We start from the raw sequence: 13,564 nt of genomic DNA, 5'->3' as shown, positions 1-13,564 counted from the left end.
CAACTGGCATCAATCTAAAATTGAGTAACGAACTAGAGCAGGGGAAATTTAGGGAGACTCTGAAAAAACTTCCAAGCTTGGTGGAATACTGGCCTCACACGAGTCGAACGGTTGAGCCCGATGAAACAGATGTCCTTCGTCGATGCCGAGTATTCCGGCAAACGTAAGCAGACCCGCTGCAGCGCTTCCTGATCGAGATGGATCAGGTCGTACGCTGGAAGGGTTTGATTGCCTTGATTGAACCGCATTATCCGAAGGGCGAAGATGGTCGTCCGGCGTATCCGTTGCTGGCCATGTTGCGGCATCATCTGATGCAGAACTGGTTCGGCTACAGCGATCCGGTGATGGAAGAAGCCCTCTACGAGGCCACGATTTTGCGCCAGTTTTCCGGGCTGTATCTGGATCGGATTCCCGATGAAGCGACGAGCCTTAACTTCCGGCGGCTGTTGGAAAAGCATGAACTGGTCGGTAGGATTTTACGGGTCATCAACAGTTATCTGGGCGACCATGTCCTGCTGTTGCGCCAAGGTACGGTAGTCGATACGACGATCATTCATACGCCGAGTTCGACCAAGAACAAGGACGGCAAATGCGATCCCGAGATGCATCAGATGAAGAAAGGAAATATGTATGTCTTGGGGGGAAGTTCACATCGGAGTTGATGCCGAATCCGGCCTGGTGCATAGCTTGGTGGGCTCGGCAGCGAATGTGGCGGGCGTGGCAGGTCGAATAGTTGCTGCGCTGGGAGGAGATTTACGTCTGCGACGATGTGGGTTCTACCGGCGTGGACAGGCGTCCGGAGCATCGGGGCCGCACAATGATCTGGTTGGTTGCCTTCCGGCCCAGTAGCTATAAACAATACGGTAAAAAAGTTTGATCGGGCGCATGCGGCGCAAGATCAAATACGTCAGGCGCAAGTTAGGGCCAAGGTTGAACATCCTTTTCGAGTGAACAAGCATCAGTTTGGTTATACGAAAGTACGTGTTTGTGATCTGGCGGTATCGCTCAGCAGACAACGTTGTTCGCCTTGTCGAATCTGTGGATGGTGTGAAAGCGGTTGTTGAGTGCAGGAGAGGTGCGCTTGTAATGCGGGCTGATCGCCCTGAAACAGCATGATCAGAGGAAAGAGCGGTGAATTAAAGGCAGAAAAAGGTTGTTTTCGATCGACTTAGGGTATTCGAGCCTCAAGCTGCGTGGGCATCAAAAAATAGTGAGTGCTTCAGCACCATCCTTTAAAAATTTTATATTTAGACAGATCTGCCGCCTTCAGCAAGGATTTTTTACTATGACTAAGGAAACTCCTCTTTTCAGACGTCAGGCTCTAGAATCGAAACAAGTGCAATGGCTGGGAGAAATTGTACTGATTCGACCGGTTTCATTTGCATTTCTAACCTTTTTTTCGTCAGTGATTGCGCTCTTGGTGGTGATGTTTTTTGTTTTCGGAAATTACACTAAGAGAAGCACGGTAACTGGCCAATTGATTCATACCGCTGGGCAAATAAAAGTACACAGTCCGCAATATGGAGTGATCCTGGAAAAGTTTGTCCAAGAAGATCAGCTCGTCAATAAAGGAATGCCGCTGTTCAAAATTGATAGTGAACGGTACAGCGGAAACTCTGATCCGGTACAAGCAGCCATTAGTGATCGTTTGAAACAAAGACATGAATCATTACAAGAGGAGCTTGAAAAGATAAAACAAGTTCAAAGAGAGGGACGTAATAGTTTAGAGAGTAAACTGACAAGCTTGAGGCAGGAGCTTTCTACTCTATCAGAGCAAACCTCCAGCCAAAAGCAGCTTGTATCTTTAGCCAAAAACGCATCAAGTCGTTACCAGGGATTGATGGAGAAAGGTTACATCTCTATGGACCAATTACAGCAGCGTCAAGCTGAACTGATAGGGCAGCAACAAACGCTCCAAAGCTTGTCGCGCGAGGGCACTGCCGTACAACAACAGTTCGCCGAACGCTATAATGAGCTCTCAGCATTATCTGCTCTACATGCCAACCAATTGGCAAGTATTTCCCGAGTTTTATCAAGCGTTGACCAAGAGTTGGTTGAAAGTGAAGCTAAGCGACTGCTAATTATTCACGCCCCAATAGATGGCATTGCCACAGCGGTACTAGGCGAGGTCGGCCAAGCAATCGACGGTTCTCGACCGCTTTTAAGTATCGTACCTCGTGACTCCCGCCTGCAAGCAGAGCTTTATGCACGCAGTAAAACAATAGGTTTTATCAAAGCAGGTGACACTGTACGCGTACGTTACAGTTCTTATCCCTATCAGAAATTTGGGCAGCATAAAGGAATCGTTAAAACTATTTCCAAAACGACACTATCTGCTGGCGAATTGGCAGCAGCAGTCGGTGTTATACCTAAAATTGATTTTGATAGAGAGCAAATCTATCGCATAAGAGTGGAGCTTGATAAACAAGAGGTTCTCGCCTATGGAGAAGCAAGAGAACTGCAAGGCGGCATGCTGCTGGAAGCTGACATATTGCAGGAAACACGTCACTTATATGAATGGGTGCTCGAGCCTCTCTACAGCTTGACTGGCAAACTCTAGGGAGAATTATATGGTTAATCTTGACGCTTTGAAGCTGCGCCTTGGGCGTCGCCTACCGATACTATTGCAAACAGAAGCAACAGAGTGTGGTTTAGCCTGTTTAGCAATGGTTCTCGGTTTCCACGGCTATAGTGCTGATTTGTATGAATTGCGGCGTCGATTTAACATTTCCCTAAAAGGCGTGAACCTTAATCAAATTATTAAAACAGCAGACCTTCTCAAATTAGGGAGCCGTGCAATTCGCCTAGAAATAGAGGACCTCACTAACCTGAAATTGCCTTGCGTGCTGCATTGGGATTTCAATCATTTTGTGGTCCTGAAGTCTGTAGATGGCGGTACCGTGACGATTCATGATCCATCGCAAGGTGTGCGACGCTTGAGTTTAGCCGAAGCGAGCAAGTCATTTACAGGCGTCGCCTTGGAACTATGGCCTGAAACTGGATTTGAGAAACAAGAAGTCAAGCCGCGGATAAAGCTACTTAGTATGCTTGGTACAGTTACCGGTCTCTATCGGTCATTGACGCAAATTCTGCTTCTCGCGCTAGCATTAGAAGTGTTCACACTTGTCAGTCCTTTTTTTCTTCAATGGACGATTGATAACGTTCTAGTGAGTGAGGATCGTGATCTGTTATCAACGCTGGTGATAGGCTTTGGTTTGCTGCTGCTGATGCAGCAAGCCGTGAGTTGTGTTCGTTCTTGGGTAATGATGCACATGAGCACGTTGTTGAATGTGCAATGGCGAGCCAACGTCTTCAGTCATCTTTTGCGGTTACCTATTCAATATTTTGAAAAAAGGCATTTGGGTGATGTAGTCTCGCGTTTTGGAGCAGTCGATAATATACAGCACACTCTTACCGCTTCCTTTTTTTCTACAGTGCTTGACGGACTCATGAGTATTGCAACGCTTACACTGATGTGTGTATACAGTCCTACTCTGGCAACCATTACTCTGGTGGCTATGGCACTGTACGCACTGGGCCGATGGGTCTGGTATAGACCGTTGCGCAATGCAACGGCAGAGCAAATTGTTCACTCGGCACGACAAGAGTCCCATTTTCTAGAGACCATAAGAGGAGTAAGGCCTCTCAAACTTTTTCAACGTCAGCATGAGAGGCGTGCTGCTTGGTTAGGGCTGTTGGTAGAGCAGATCAATGCAGGACTGCGTACACAAAAGCTGCAACTGTTGTATATGCAACTCAATGGTTTACTCTTTGGAGTTGAAAATCTAGTGGCCCTTTGGCTGGGCGCTAATCTTGTGATGAATGGCCAATTTAGTATAGGCGTGTTGATGGCGTTCACGGCTTACAAGACGCAGTTTGTTAGTCGAGTTGCTAGCTTGATAGATCATTTGTTTGATTTACATATGCTCCAACTACAAGGTGAACGATTAGCGGACATCGTCACACATGAGCCCGACGACAACCATTTGAAAGGCGATACTGTATTATTGTGCGATCGTAGTGCAAGTTTGGAAATTAGAAACTTGAAATTCGGCTATTCGGAGCACGAGCCTTTGGTATTGAACGGTATCAACCTAAAGATTCAAGAAGGCGAGTCAGTTGCCATCACTGGTGCCTCAGGCTGCGGAAAGAGCACGCTAATGAATCTAATGTTAGGGATACTCCAGCCGACCGGAGGACAAATACTTGTTGCCGGTATCGAGCTTGACAAAATAGGTATTGAAGAATACCGATCGGTGGTTGGTACTGTTATGCAGGATGATGTATTGTTCGCAGGATCTCTGGCTGAAAATATCTCTTTTTTTGAATCTAATGTTGATATGTCATGGACTATTAAATGTGCGCAAATGGCGGCTATTCACTATGACATCCTAGCTATGCCCATGGGGTACAACACGTTGGTCGGAGACATGGGGACGGTGCTTTCTGGCGGTCAGAAACAACGTATCTTATTGGCTAGAGCGCTCTATAAAAAACCTCGGATACTGTTTCTAGATGAAGCGACCAGCCACCTAGATACCTCGTGTGAGGCACTGGTGAATAGTTCAATAAAATCACTAAATATCACAAGAATTATTATAGCTCACCGTCCAGAAACAGTGGCCTCGGCCGACAGAGCTATAGTAATTGAAAACGGGATCGTCCCATATGATGATCGTTACGGTCCGCTGGTAGAAGGTCCTACTTCTTCATCCTTGACTAATACCAAGAGGATATCGTTGTGAACGCCTGGTACAGGCACACGGTAGTGCTATGTGCCCTTAACCTGTCGTTTACGGCAACCGCAGCTGCCGTCGAGCAGGTGTTCGTAACCCTGCCCATTTCAGGTGCAGCGAGCGATATGGCTTGTCTATTTAGGGGACAGAAAGGACCTCTATCGCTGGAGGACGCCATTGAGCGAATTTTATGTAATGAGCCTACTACCCGCCTAGCATGGGCTAACGCTAAGATTCAGGCTGCGCAGGTAGGTATGAAAAAATCAGCCTATCTCCCTCGGCTAGATGGCAGCGTCAAAAGTGCATATGGCTCTAGTAAATCTGTTTACGTCGAGCACGAAAATTTAACAACAGAAGGTGACTTCAGGCGCTTGTCTAGTAGTTTAAATTTGAGCTGGGTTGTCTATGACTTCGGCCGCAGGAAAGCCGCACTAGATAATGCTCAACAGTTACTTTTGGCAGCCAACTCTACTCATGATGTCATTCTGCAGAGCAGTTTCGTCATGGCGGCTCAAATTTACTATAATGCACTTGTTGCGAAGCGCAATTTTACCTCATCTGCTCAAGTAGCAAAAATGGCATCGGAAAATTTGAAGGCGGCAGATGCGAAATATAAAGCCGGGGCCGCTGCGCTTTCTGATCAGTTACAGGCTAAGACCGCTTTTTCACAAGCTCATTTAAAGAAAATACGATATGCCGGGGAGCTTCGCAATGCAATTGGAATCATGGCTCTAAAAATGGGGCTACCAGCAGACACTGAACTGACATTGAGTGGAGACCTTCGACCGGTTGCTAATACGAGTTTTATCAGGGCGACCGACGCGCTGATAAACCAAGCAATGCTAGAGAATCCGGCATTGTTAGCCGTTCGCGCCCGACTGCAAGCGGCTAAATTTGCCGTAGTAGAGTCGCGTGCAGAAGGAAAAGCAAACATTTCTCTCATAGGAGGCTTTTCTAACCTTCATGCTGCACAGTCGTCCTCTCTTAGTGGAGGAGTTCGCAACTATGAAAAAAGCATCGGTGTACAACTTAGCATCCCAATTTTTGAGGGTTTTGAGCGTAGATATAAAATACGCAACGCGTTGGCCCAAGTAGAAGTCAGTGAAGCTGAGTTATTCCAAGCCGAACAACAAGTAGCTATGGATGTTTGGAGCAGTTATCAAAGTATTAATCTTGAGACATTGAGCCTGCAACGAACTACTGAGTTGGTCGAGCAGTCCCGTGAGGCTCTGGAGGTTGTCCAAGGGCGATATCGATCTGGAGTTGGAAGCATGATTGAGCTTTTGAATGCCTTATCTGCGTATGCTTCTGCGGAGGAGCAACATATTCAAGTTTTGAATAATTGGCAGATCGCTCGCTTAAAACTGGCTGCCGGCTTAGGGCGCTTAGGTTTTTGGACGTTGAAGTAGTTGAGTTATTTCAGGCTCATGAGCACTTATTGTCTGTATTACATGACTTATGTCTTTTTTTTCGGTCTGCACTGATGAGGTGGCAAGTGCCATATGTAAACTTATAAGACGCTCTCCTGTTGCTTTCCAGTCAGCCAGTCGGGGGTAAATGTTGATAAACCAGCTTAGGTTTTCTTGCAGATTACCAAATGCTGAGTTTATTTGCATTAGCTCGCCAAAAGTTATTTTTCCTGAAAAGAACCGAGGCGCAGCAAGTAGGCTGCTGAAGATTAGCGATAGCTGACTATAACTTTCCGTCAGCAATGAAAGCTGTGCCTTGATTTTAATGGTCTTCCACATATTGCCCAAACTTATGTCAAGTTTTTTATCTATATCGACTTTCTTGGATGGATGTAGCTGTTGCGCACTATTCAGTGCACTCTCATCTCTAAACTTTACAAGTGCATATCGTAAATCACCTTCCATTCTCTGTTGATTACCACTGAGACCTACCAGGCGAAATCCTATTTTTTGGCTTGCATAAGTGCCAAATATGGCGTACAGCACTGCTAGCCAAAACATATAGTATGGAACAGTCACTCCTAAGACGTTCAGGCTACCGGAAACACTGATCAAAACCACGCTGAAGGAAATTGCGCTTGTTATGGTGTAGATCATCCAAAAGCCCAGATCTAAAGTGTCATAAGTAAATTTATTAATATCCTCTGCAATTCGTTGATCTGGATTATCTATATCTCGCATTTTTATTTTGTTGTCCAGGACTTTAGAGTCCCATGCGGTGAGATAGTACCCCGTCAGCCATTTCCTCCAGCGTATAGCGAAAGCGTCAACAAAATAAGATGCTATTACTGATCTAAGTACTGAGATTACCATCATCCCTAGGAATATGAATGTCAAAAAATAGAACCTCCCCACATCCAAGGCTTGCAAGGAGTCATAGAAATATTTGAACCACTCGTTAGTTATAAGCGCTGTCGCTACTCCTGAAAGCGAAAGTATTATCAGTAATAGTGTTCCTGTCCACGCAAATAATTTTTCATCGCTCTTCCAGTAAAGCGAGATAACGTCAAGTAGTCCTTTAAAAAACCAAATTCTGGGTTTCCTTTTTTCCCCTCCAGCCATCACAGTATGCCTCTAATACTTGAAATTTCTGATGTTAATCGCAAGCTCAGCAGCTCGCTACATTATTTGCAAATTAACACACCAATACTGATCTTTTCGACAGCAGCTAGCATTAAGTAATTAATATGCGATACTATTTTAGTAGTATAGGTGGTTTTCTAGTCAATGAAATTGTCTCCGCCCCCCCTACACTTGTAGGGGTTTTATCCTGAGCCGGGAATGGTTATTATATTTTCTTTTCGGTGGGGCTTTTTAAGTTCACAATAAACTCTCAAGGTTTTTATGATGCACAAGCTTCATCTTGCAAGTGACCTTCATCCCTATATGAAAATACAATTTAACTGAAGAATATGACTTTTCTCAAGTTGATTGTTGCGTCTCTTGCAAAAGCAGAGGCTATCTAGGGAAACTCTGAAAAAGACTTCCATCTCTGGTGAAATACCCGCCTAACACGAACACGACGGTTGAGCCCCGATGAAACAGATGTCCTTCGCCGATGCTGAGTATGCTGGCAAACGTAAGCAGACCCGCCGCGAGCGCTTCCTGATCGAGATGGATCAGGTCGTGCCCTGGAAGGGTCTGATTGCCTTGGTCGAGACGTATTGTCCAAAGGGTGAAGGCGGTCGTCCGGCGTATCCGTTGATGGCCATGTTGCGCGTTCATTTGATGCAGAACTGGTTCGGCTACAGCGATCCGGCGATGGAAGAATCACTGTATGAAACGACGATTCTGCGCCAGTTCGCGGGCTTGAATCTGGATCGGATTCCCGATAAAACCACGATCCTCAACTTCCGCCGCTTGTTGGAAAAACATGAGTTGGCAGGCGGGATCTTGCAGGTCATCAATGGCTATCTGGGCGACCGTGGCCTGCTGTTGCGTCACGGCACGGTGGTCGAAGCGACGATCATTCACGCGCCGAGTTCGACCAAGAACAAGGACAGTAAACGCGATCCCGAAATGCATCAGACCAGGAAAGGAAACCATTATTATTTTGGAATGAAAGCGCACATAGGCGTCGACGCCGAATCCGGCCTGGTGCATAGCCTGGTGGGCACGGCGGCGAATGTGGCGGACGTGACGCAGGTCGATCAGTTGCTGCACGGCGAGGAAACTTACGTGTGTGGTGACGCCGGTTACACCGACGTGGACAAACGTCCCGAGCATCAGGATCGCAAGATGATCTGGTCGATTGCCGCCCGACCAAGCAGCTATGAAAAGCACGCAATAAAGAGTCTGATCGGGCGCATGCGACGCAAGATTGAGTATGCGAAAGCGCAGGTGCAGGCCAAGGTTGAGCATCCGTTTCGCGTGATCAAACGTCAGTTTGGCTATACGAAAGTGCGTTTCCGTGGTCTGGCAAAAAACATCGCGCAGCAGGCGATATTGTTTGCCTTGTCGAACCTGTGGATGGTGCGAAAACGGTTGATGGGTATGGGCGAGGTGCGCCCGTAATGTGGGCCAATGGCCCTGAAAAGGCACGGTTATTGGAAATAATCATGAGTTAAGAGCAAAAAAGGTCTGATTTTTCGACCCGCTTGAATTTTTTGAACCTCAGGCAGCGAGGGCATCAAAAATCGGTGGGTACTTCAGACCTTCCCTAAAGCCTCAGTGAGTGAGCCGGAGCGCCGCAAGCCGAAAGACCTGATAGAAGCGCTGTCGAAGGATCAAAAAGCGGTAAACGAGCTTCTGGGGTCAATCAGAGGGTTATCCAAGGACCAGAAGACAGCGGTTATGCAACTGGCAAAGGGATTTCAAGAAGAAAATCAGCTATCCAAACAGCTTAAAATTGAGCAGAAAAAAAAGATGAAAATCAGCCTTGGCAAAGGGATTTCATTCTAATAATCTTCAGTGCTTGTGTAGCGTTAAATCTGAATTTACTACGATTCCAGAAATATAAAGGTGGTTGACGAGTGGGAAGTTTTTCCGAGTTTGTTTGTTCGATTATTCTTGGAATCATCGTAGCAATCATTGCAAAAAATATGGATGTTAACAATAATGTGCAAAGCGGGCTGATGATTTTAACTGTGATTGTAACAAGCCAAACATTTAAAATTGTCAGAAGGTACTCTGCTATTAAAGAAAAAAAATAGTGCTTTAATCTATTAGAGGTAGTTATGCGAAGACTTACGGATAATGAAATTTTACTTATAAGTGGAGGGGGAGATGGAGAGACATTAGGAGCACTAATTGGTGGTGCCATCGGTAATAAACTGGCCGGTAATGGTGGAGCTGTTATTGGCGGATTTGCGGGGCATAAAATTGGAGGATTTATGGAGGGGCTTTCGAACGTAAAACCAGGCCCTGGAATTCCTATTATGGGTATTCCTCCGATGGGGTCGCTAGGACCTCTAAGTGGAAGCTAAGGGCTAACCTCCTTCGACAGGCTGGCTATAGAGGCTCACGTGTTTACGTGAATTCAGGCTGACATTAGAGCAAAAAAAAGCACGCTTTACCGGTTAATCCCCCCTGAAAAAAGTACTCATCAGAAGTAGAATTTTCTCCTGACCGGATCAAGGAAATTTTGCGTGAAGACATCACGTTTTTCAGACAGTCAAATCATGGCTATCCTCAAGCAAGCTGAGGCTGGAACCCCTGCGCCAGAGCTGTGCCGCGAGCACGGCATCAGTTCGGCTACGTTCTACAAGTGGCGTACCAAGTTCGGCGGTATGGACGCATCGTTGCTGACTCGGCTGCGCGAGTTGGAGGACGAAAACCGACGACTTAAAAAAATGTACGCCGAAGAACGTCTTAAAGCCGAAATTATCCAGGAAGCCATGGCAAAAAAGTGGTGAAGCCATCGCGGCGACGAGAGATGGCGCAGGAAGTGGTTCGTGCAGGTCGGTGCAGCATCAAGTTGGCGTGCCTAGCTTTCAAGGTTAGCCTCACGTGCTATCGCTATCAGCCGCGTTTGGCGCCTGAAAATGCGGAGATCTCCGATAAACTGATCCAGCTCACGTACAACCAGCGTAACTGGGGATTTGGCTTGTGCTTCCTGTATCTGCGCAACGTGAAGGGCTATCGCTGGAACCACAAGCGGGTGTATCGGATTTACCGCGAATTGGAGCTGAATTTGCGCATCAAACCACGCAAGCGCATCGTGCGCGAGAAGCCTAAGCCGCTGGCCGTTCCTGAGGCAACTAACCAGTGCTGGTCGATGGACTTCATGCACGATCAATTAGCGGACGGACGCAGCTTTCGGGTTTTCAATCTGATTGACGACTTCAACCGGGAAGCCCTGAGTATGGAAATTGATTTGTCGCTCCCGGCTGAGCGCGTAGTGCGGGCATTGGATCAGGTTATTGAATGGCGTGGGAAACCGCAGGCACTCCGCAGTGATAATGGCCCCGAATTTATCAGCGCCAAACTCACTGGCTGGGCTGAAAAACGAGGCATCCGTTTGGAATATATTCAGCCGGGCAATCCGCAGCAAAACGCCTACGTCGAACGCTATAACCGCACGGTACGCTACGACTGGCTTGGCCATTACTTGTTTGAGTCGATAGCTGAAGTTCAGGACTACGGCACGAACTGGATCTGGACATACAATCACGAGCGCCCGAATATGGCCCTCGGTGGCATCACCCCCAAACAAAAGTTGGCCCTGGTGGCCTGACCTCTACTTCTGATGAGTACTAAAAATGGGGGGATTACCCATGTCTATAAATATCAACGTTTACCCTCGTATCCGACGGCCATAACCAAGGTGCTAAAATATGAGCAAAACAATACAGTTCACAAACTTTAATTTCCCAGTCTATATATTCGGTGGTGCGTTACTTTTCAGTATTTTAAGTGTATCTGACCAGCCTCTAAAAATAGTATTGTTTTCGATTCTGCTTTGGTCTGTTTTTTTTATTTTTATCTATTGCTATAGTCGCAGTACCTTATGGTTTGAAGGGGATTTTTTGCACTTTAAGAAAGGGAGAAAGGAAGTAAAATTTCATCGCGATTGCGTAACCATCAATACAAAAAATCAAACACGCCTCAAGATTGAATTGACGATAGTCGAAAAAAATTTATTGCAAATAATACACTTCCCGTTTTATTTTCCCGAAGAAAAAAAGGCGAAGCTACTAAAGGAGGTTGAAATTCTTTGCAAGGAAAACGGATTAAGCTACAAGGCTTCTCAGTACTAAATACCTGTCTTTAATTTTTAAGTTTCAGCGCTAATAGGGGGCGACCGCGAAAACTGAGTGCAATATCTCACCCTCCGGTGAGGCTCCGCCATGTTCTATACAAAACTCAGCATTGAAGTACGCGCGACCATTCAAGTCGGGCATTATAAGAAACTCAGCCCGCGCGAAAAAGCCCGGATGTTGGGGCGTAGCCCGTCCTCGATCAGCCGTGAGCTACGTCGCATTATTCCAGCCGTTGATCGCTAGAAGATTTGTTCTTTTTTGCCACACTGCTACTTCTATAGGTAGTGTCACAGGAGCGCACACTTTGATTATGTCGAGCACTTTTTGTTATCGGGCACTAGCGCTTTGCTTCATCAAGCAAGATGGGATGACAGCGGATATGTGTAGATCATTGCTGTATTTTCCTCATAGTAAGGGCAAGAGGTCTTCGATCAGCTAAATAAATATTTCCCGCGCTGAGCTTGCCCCCTGTGTACTAAGGCGTAGAGACTTTTAAATCAGAATAAGTGCTGCACCGCTTACAAGTATCAATGATAAGGGCCGAAAGAGGATTGTTTAATCGATGTAGCAGGCCAAACGCCTTTATCAGTATTGACGTCACAGCCACATGCAAGCCACAATAGTGCGAAAGCATACCATTAACAAGGAGAGTGATTGTCTTGAAAGGTTTTTTTGTGTTTTTAGCTACAATTTTAATTGGTATCGCAGTGGGAACAGCATCTGAATATTTGGAAATTAATAAATTTATCAAATACATATTGATGGCTGTAGCTATTACTATATCACTTCGTTTATTTGGCTTCAGAAATCATAGTAACCGGTAAGCTCAAGCCAGCATCAAATAATCAAACTTGACTGATATAAACTAAGGGAAGAAGATGAGAAAATTAACAGACAAAGAACTACTAATTATTTCGGGTGCAGATTCGGGATTGAATGTCTCGCCCGAGACTATTGGCGGAGCGATCGGGGGGACTATTGGCAGTTATTTTGGACCAGTCGGAGGAGGAGTCGGTATAGTTGTAGGTGGCGCTGTAGCCAATTCTTTAGCAAACGGTACGCGTGGACCTGGCTCAGTAACGGGCGGGAGTGGTATTCCTTGGGGAGCGTCAATGGGCGGCCCTTACAACGGCTCCTAAAGCGCGACCTGACCAGACGTACATTTGTTTGATCACAAGCAAGGAAAGGACAGAAATAGCTTGGAACTGATCGCGGGGGAGGCTGGGTAATCCCCCCATTTCTAATACTCACCAGAAATAGAGGTCAGGCTGTTGACCATCTGAGACTAACGCCGGCGAGGACATGCATCAATCCCCGCCAGTCTTCAATATCGGATAGTTTCTGGCCGGTAGCGGCCTTTAGTAAAGGACGGCTTTGGGTCGTTTCTGCCTGTCGCGCCCGGCTCAAAACGACCCATTGCGGCCCTTCGGGCAGTCTATGAAACCAGCGGCGATTCAAAGCGCCTAATCATGGGTTTTTCCCTTGGCGAACGCCGCGTGCTGTTCGGCGCTGGCTTCTTGCTGGTATTGGGCTTTCCATTCGGCGTACGGCATGCCGTACACCACTTCACGGGCGTCATCGAGGCTGACCTCGATCTGGCGCTCATCGGCCTCGGCCTTGTACCACTTGGACAGGCAGTTGCGACAGAACCCGGCGAGGTTCATCAGGTCGATGTTCTGTACATCCTTGCGGCTGTCCAGGTGTGCGACCAGTCGGCGAAAGGCGGCGGCTTCGAGTTCAAGGCGTTGTTGATCGTTCATAATGCTCACTGCGAATGTAAGGGGTTAGCGACTCGCCGCGAGGGTGATCGACACCGACTCGGCAAAACGCAACGCATGGGGCTTGTCGACTTCGACTTCGGCATACAGCACCGACTCGTTGCTCATCACCAGGTCCAGCAGTTCCTGGGTCAGGCGCTCCAGCAGGGCAAAGCGATTACCCTCCACGTGGGCAATGATGGCCTTGGTGATGGTGCGGTAGTTCAACGCGTGGTCGATATCGTTGTCGCGTACGGCTTTCTGGGCGGCATACAGGATGGTCAGGTTGATCAACACATCCTGCTTGTTGAGGATTTCATCCTCGTTGATCCCGATAAAGGTACGCAGGCACAGGTCCTTGACCCGGATGCGCGCCATGCCTGGCTGAAGTTGTGGCATTG

The 13,564-nt window shown here is 47.0% G+C and carries 10 protein-coding genes and 2 pseudogenes; 9 read left to right on the top strand and 3 right to left on the bottom strand.

The genetic code is table 11. The features are described 5' to 3' along the window. Positions 1 to 120: 120 nt before the first annotated feature. The 4 genes and pseudogenes from AAEZ06_RS23955 (at position 121) to AAEZ06_RS23940 (ending at position 6,145) form a co-directional block, all read left to right on the top strand. Positions 121 to 1,051, top strand: a pseudogene (locus AAEZ06_RS23955) (IS5 family transposase). 234 nt (positions 1,052 to 1,285) lie between these two features. Beyond that, a complete protein-coding gene (locus AAEZ06_RS23950) occupies positions 1,286 to 2,560 on the top strand; it encodes an HlyD family secretion protein (protein WP_350616545.1) in 1,275 nt (424 codons plus the stop codon). A 10-nt stretch (positions 2,561 to 2,570) separates the two neighbouring features. Then, entirely contained in the window at positions 2,571 to 4,745 is a 2,175-nt protein-coding gene (locus tag AAEZ06_RS23945; protein WP_350616543.1) for a peptidase domain-containing ABC transporter, read from the top strand. Then, positions 4,742 to 6,145: a TolC family protein gene (locus tag AAEZ06_RS23940; RefSeq protein WP_502948048.1), complete on the top strand. Its 1,404-nt coding sequence runs from the start codon at positions 4,742 to 4,744 to the stop codon at positions 6,143 to 6,145. Before AAEZ06_RS23945 ends, AAEZ06_RS23940 begins: the two co-directional genes overlap by 4 nt. Here the strand turns inward: AAEZ06_RS23940 and AAEZ06_RS23935 are convergent. Further along, positions 6,122 to 7,267, bottom strand: a complete 1,146-nt coding sequence (locus AAEZ06_RS23935) for an SbmA/BacA-like family transporter (protein WP_350616541.1) — start codon at positions 7,265 to 7,267, stop codon at positions 6,122 to 6,124. The two genes, AAEZ06_RS23940 and AAEZ06_RS23935, sit on opposite strands and share 24 nt — an antisense overlap. A 474-nt stretch (positions 7,268 to 7,741) precedes the next feature. On the opposite strand from AAEZ06_RS23935, the gene AAEZ06_RS23930 reads away from it, so the two are divergent. The 5 genes and pseudogenes from AAEZ06_RS23930 to AAEZ06_RS23910 all read left to right on the top strand — a co-directional run. Then, positions 7,742 to 8,719 carry an IS5 family transposase gene (locus tag AAEZ06_RS23930; RefSeq protein WP_350616539.1) on the top strand — a complete coding sequence of 326 codons (978 nt, stop codon included), beginning with the start codon at positions 7,742 to 7,744 and terminating at the stop codon, positions 8,717 to 8,719. A gap of 156 nt (positions 8,720 to 8,875) precedes the next feature. Beyond that, positions 8,876 to 9,106, top strand: coding sequence for a hypothetical protein (locus AAEZ06_RS23925; RefSeq protein ID WP_350616537.1), 231 nt, complete (start codon positions 8,876 to 8,878; stop codon positions 9,104 to 9,106). A gap of 686 nt (positions 9,107 to 9,792) precedes the next feature. Continuing rightward, positions 9,793 to 10,880, top strand: a protein-coding gene (locus tag AAEZ06_RS23920) for an IS3 family transposase (RefSeq protein WP_350616535.1) whose coding sequence is annotated in 2 segments (ribosomal slippage) — positions 9,793 to 10,045 and positions 10,045 to 10,880 — 1,089 coding nt in all. Because the reading frame shifts where the segments join, the coding sequence is not laid out codon by codon here. 100 nt (positions 10,881 to 10,980) lie between these two features. Further along, positions 10,981 to 11,403: a hypothetical protein gene (locus tag AAEZ06_RS23915; protein ID WP_350616533.1), complete on the top strand. Its 423-nt coding sequence runs from the start codon at positions 10,981 to 10,983 to the stop codon at positions 11,401 to 11,403. 90 nt (positions 11,404 to 11,493) lie between these two features. Beyond that, positions 11,494 to 11,625 (top strand): annotated as a pseudogene (locus AAEZ06_RS23910) (helix-turn-helix domain-containing protein); the annotation flags it as partial. A gap of 1,244 nt (positions 11,626 to 12,869) precedes the next feature. Here the strand turns inward: AAEZ06_RS23910 and AAEZ06_RS23905 are convergent. Continuing rightward, positions 12,870 to 13,166, bottom strand: coding sequence for a DUF1244 domain-containing protein (locus AAEZ06_RS23905; protein ID WP_133101987.1), 297 nt, complete (start codon positions 13,164 to 13,166; stop codon positions 12,870 to 12,872). A gap of 24 nt (positions 13,167 to 13,190) precedes the next feature. Beyond that, positions 13,191 to 13,562: a dihydroneopterin triphosphate 2'-epimerase gene (gene folX, locus AAEZ06_RS23900; RefSeq protein ID WP_149411716.1), complete on the bottom strand. Its 372-nt coding sequence runs from the start codon at positions 13,560 to 13,562 to the stop codon at positions 13,191 to 13,193. Positions 13,563 to 13,564 lie beyond the last annotated feature (2 nt).

This window comes from Pseudomonas sp. HY7a-MNA-CIBAN-0227, assembly GCF_040310325.1.
GTDB lineage: Bacteria > Pseudomonadota > Gammaproteobacteria > Pseudomonadales > Pseudomonadaceae > Aquipseudomonas.
Note: the sequence above shows the minus strand (reverse complement) of the source record. Positions and strands in the feature narration are given on the sequence as shown.

Coding starts and splice junctions, on each gene's coding strand:
- AAEZ06_RS23950 (WP_350616545.1), top strand. CDS start 1,286: ATGACTAAGGAAACTCCTCTTTTCAGACGTCAGGCTCTAGAATCGAAA.
- AAEZ06_RS23945 (WP_350616543.1), top strand. CDS start 2,571: ATGGTTAATCTTGACGCTTTGAAGCTGCGCCTTGGGCGTCGCCTACCG.
- AAEZ06_RS23935 (WP_350616541.1), bottom strand. CDS start 7,267: ATGGCTGGAGGGGAAAAAAGGAAACCCAGAATTTGGTTTTTTAAAGGA.
- AAEZ06_RS23930 (WP_350616539.1), top strand. CDS start 7,742: ATGAAACAGATGTCCTTCGCCGATGCTGAGTATGCTGGCAAACGTAAG.
- AAEZ06_RS23915 (WP_350616533.1), top strand. CDS start 10,981: ATGAGCAAAACAATACAGTTCACAAACTTTAATTTCCCAGTCTATATA.
- AAEZ06_RS23905 (WP_133101987.1), bottom strand. CDS start 13,166: ATGAACGATCAACAACGCCTTGAACTCGAAGCCGCCGCCTTTCGCCGA.
- folX (WP_149411716.1), bottom strand. CDS start 13,562: ATGCCACAACTTCAGCCAGGCATGGCGCGCATCCGGGTCAAGGACCTG.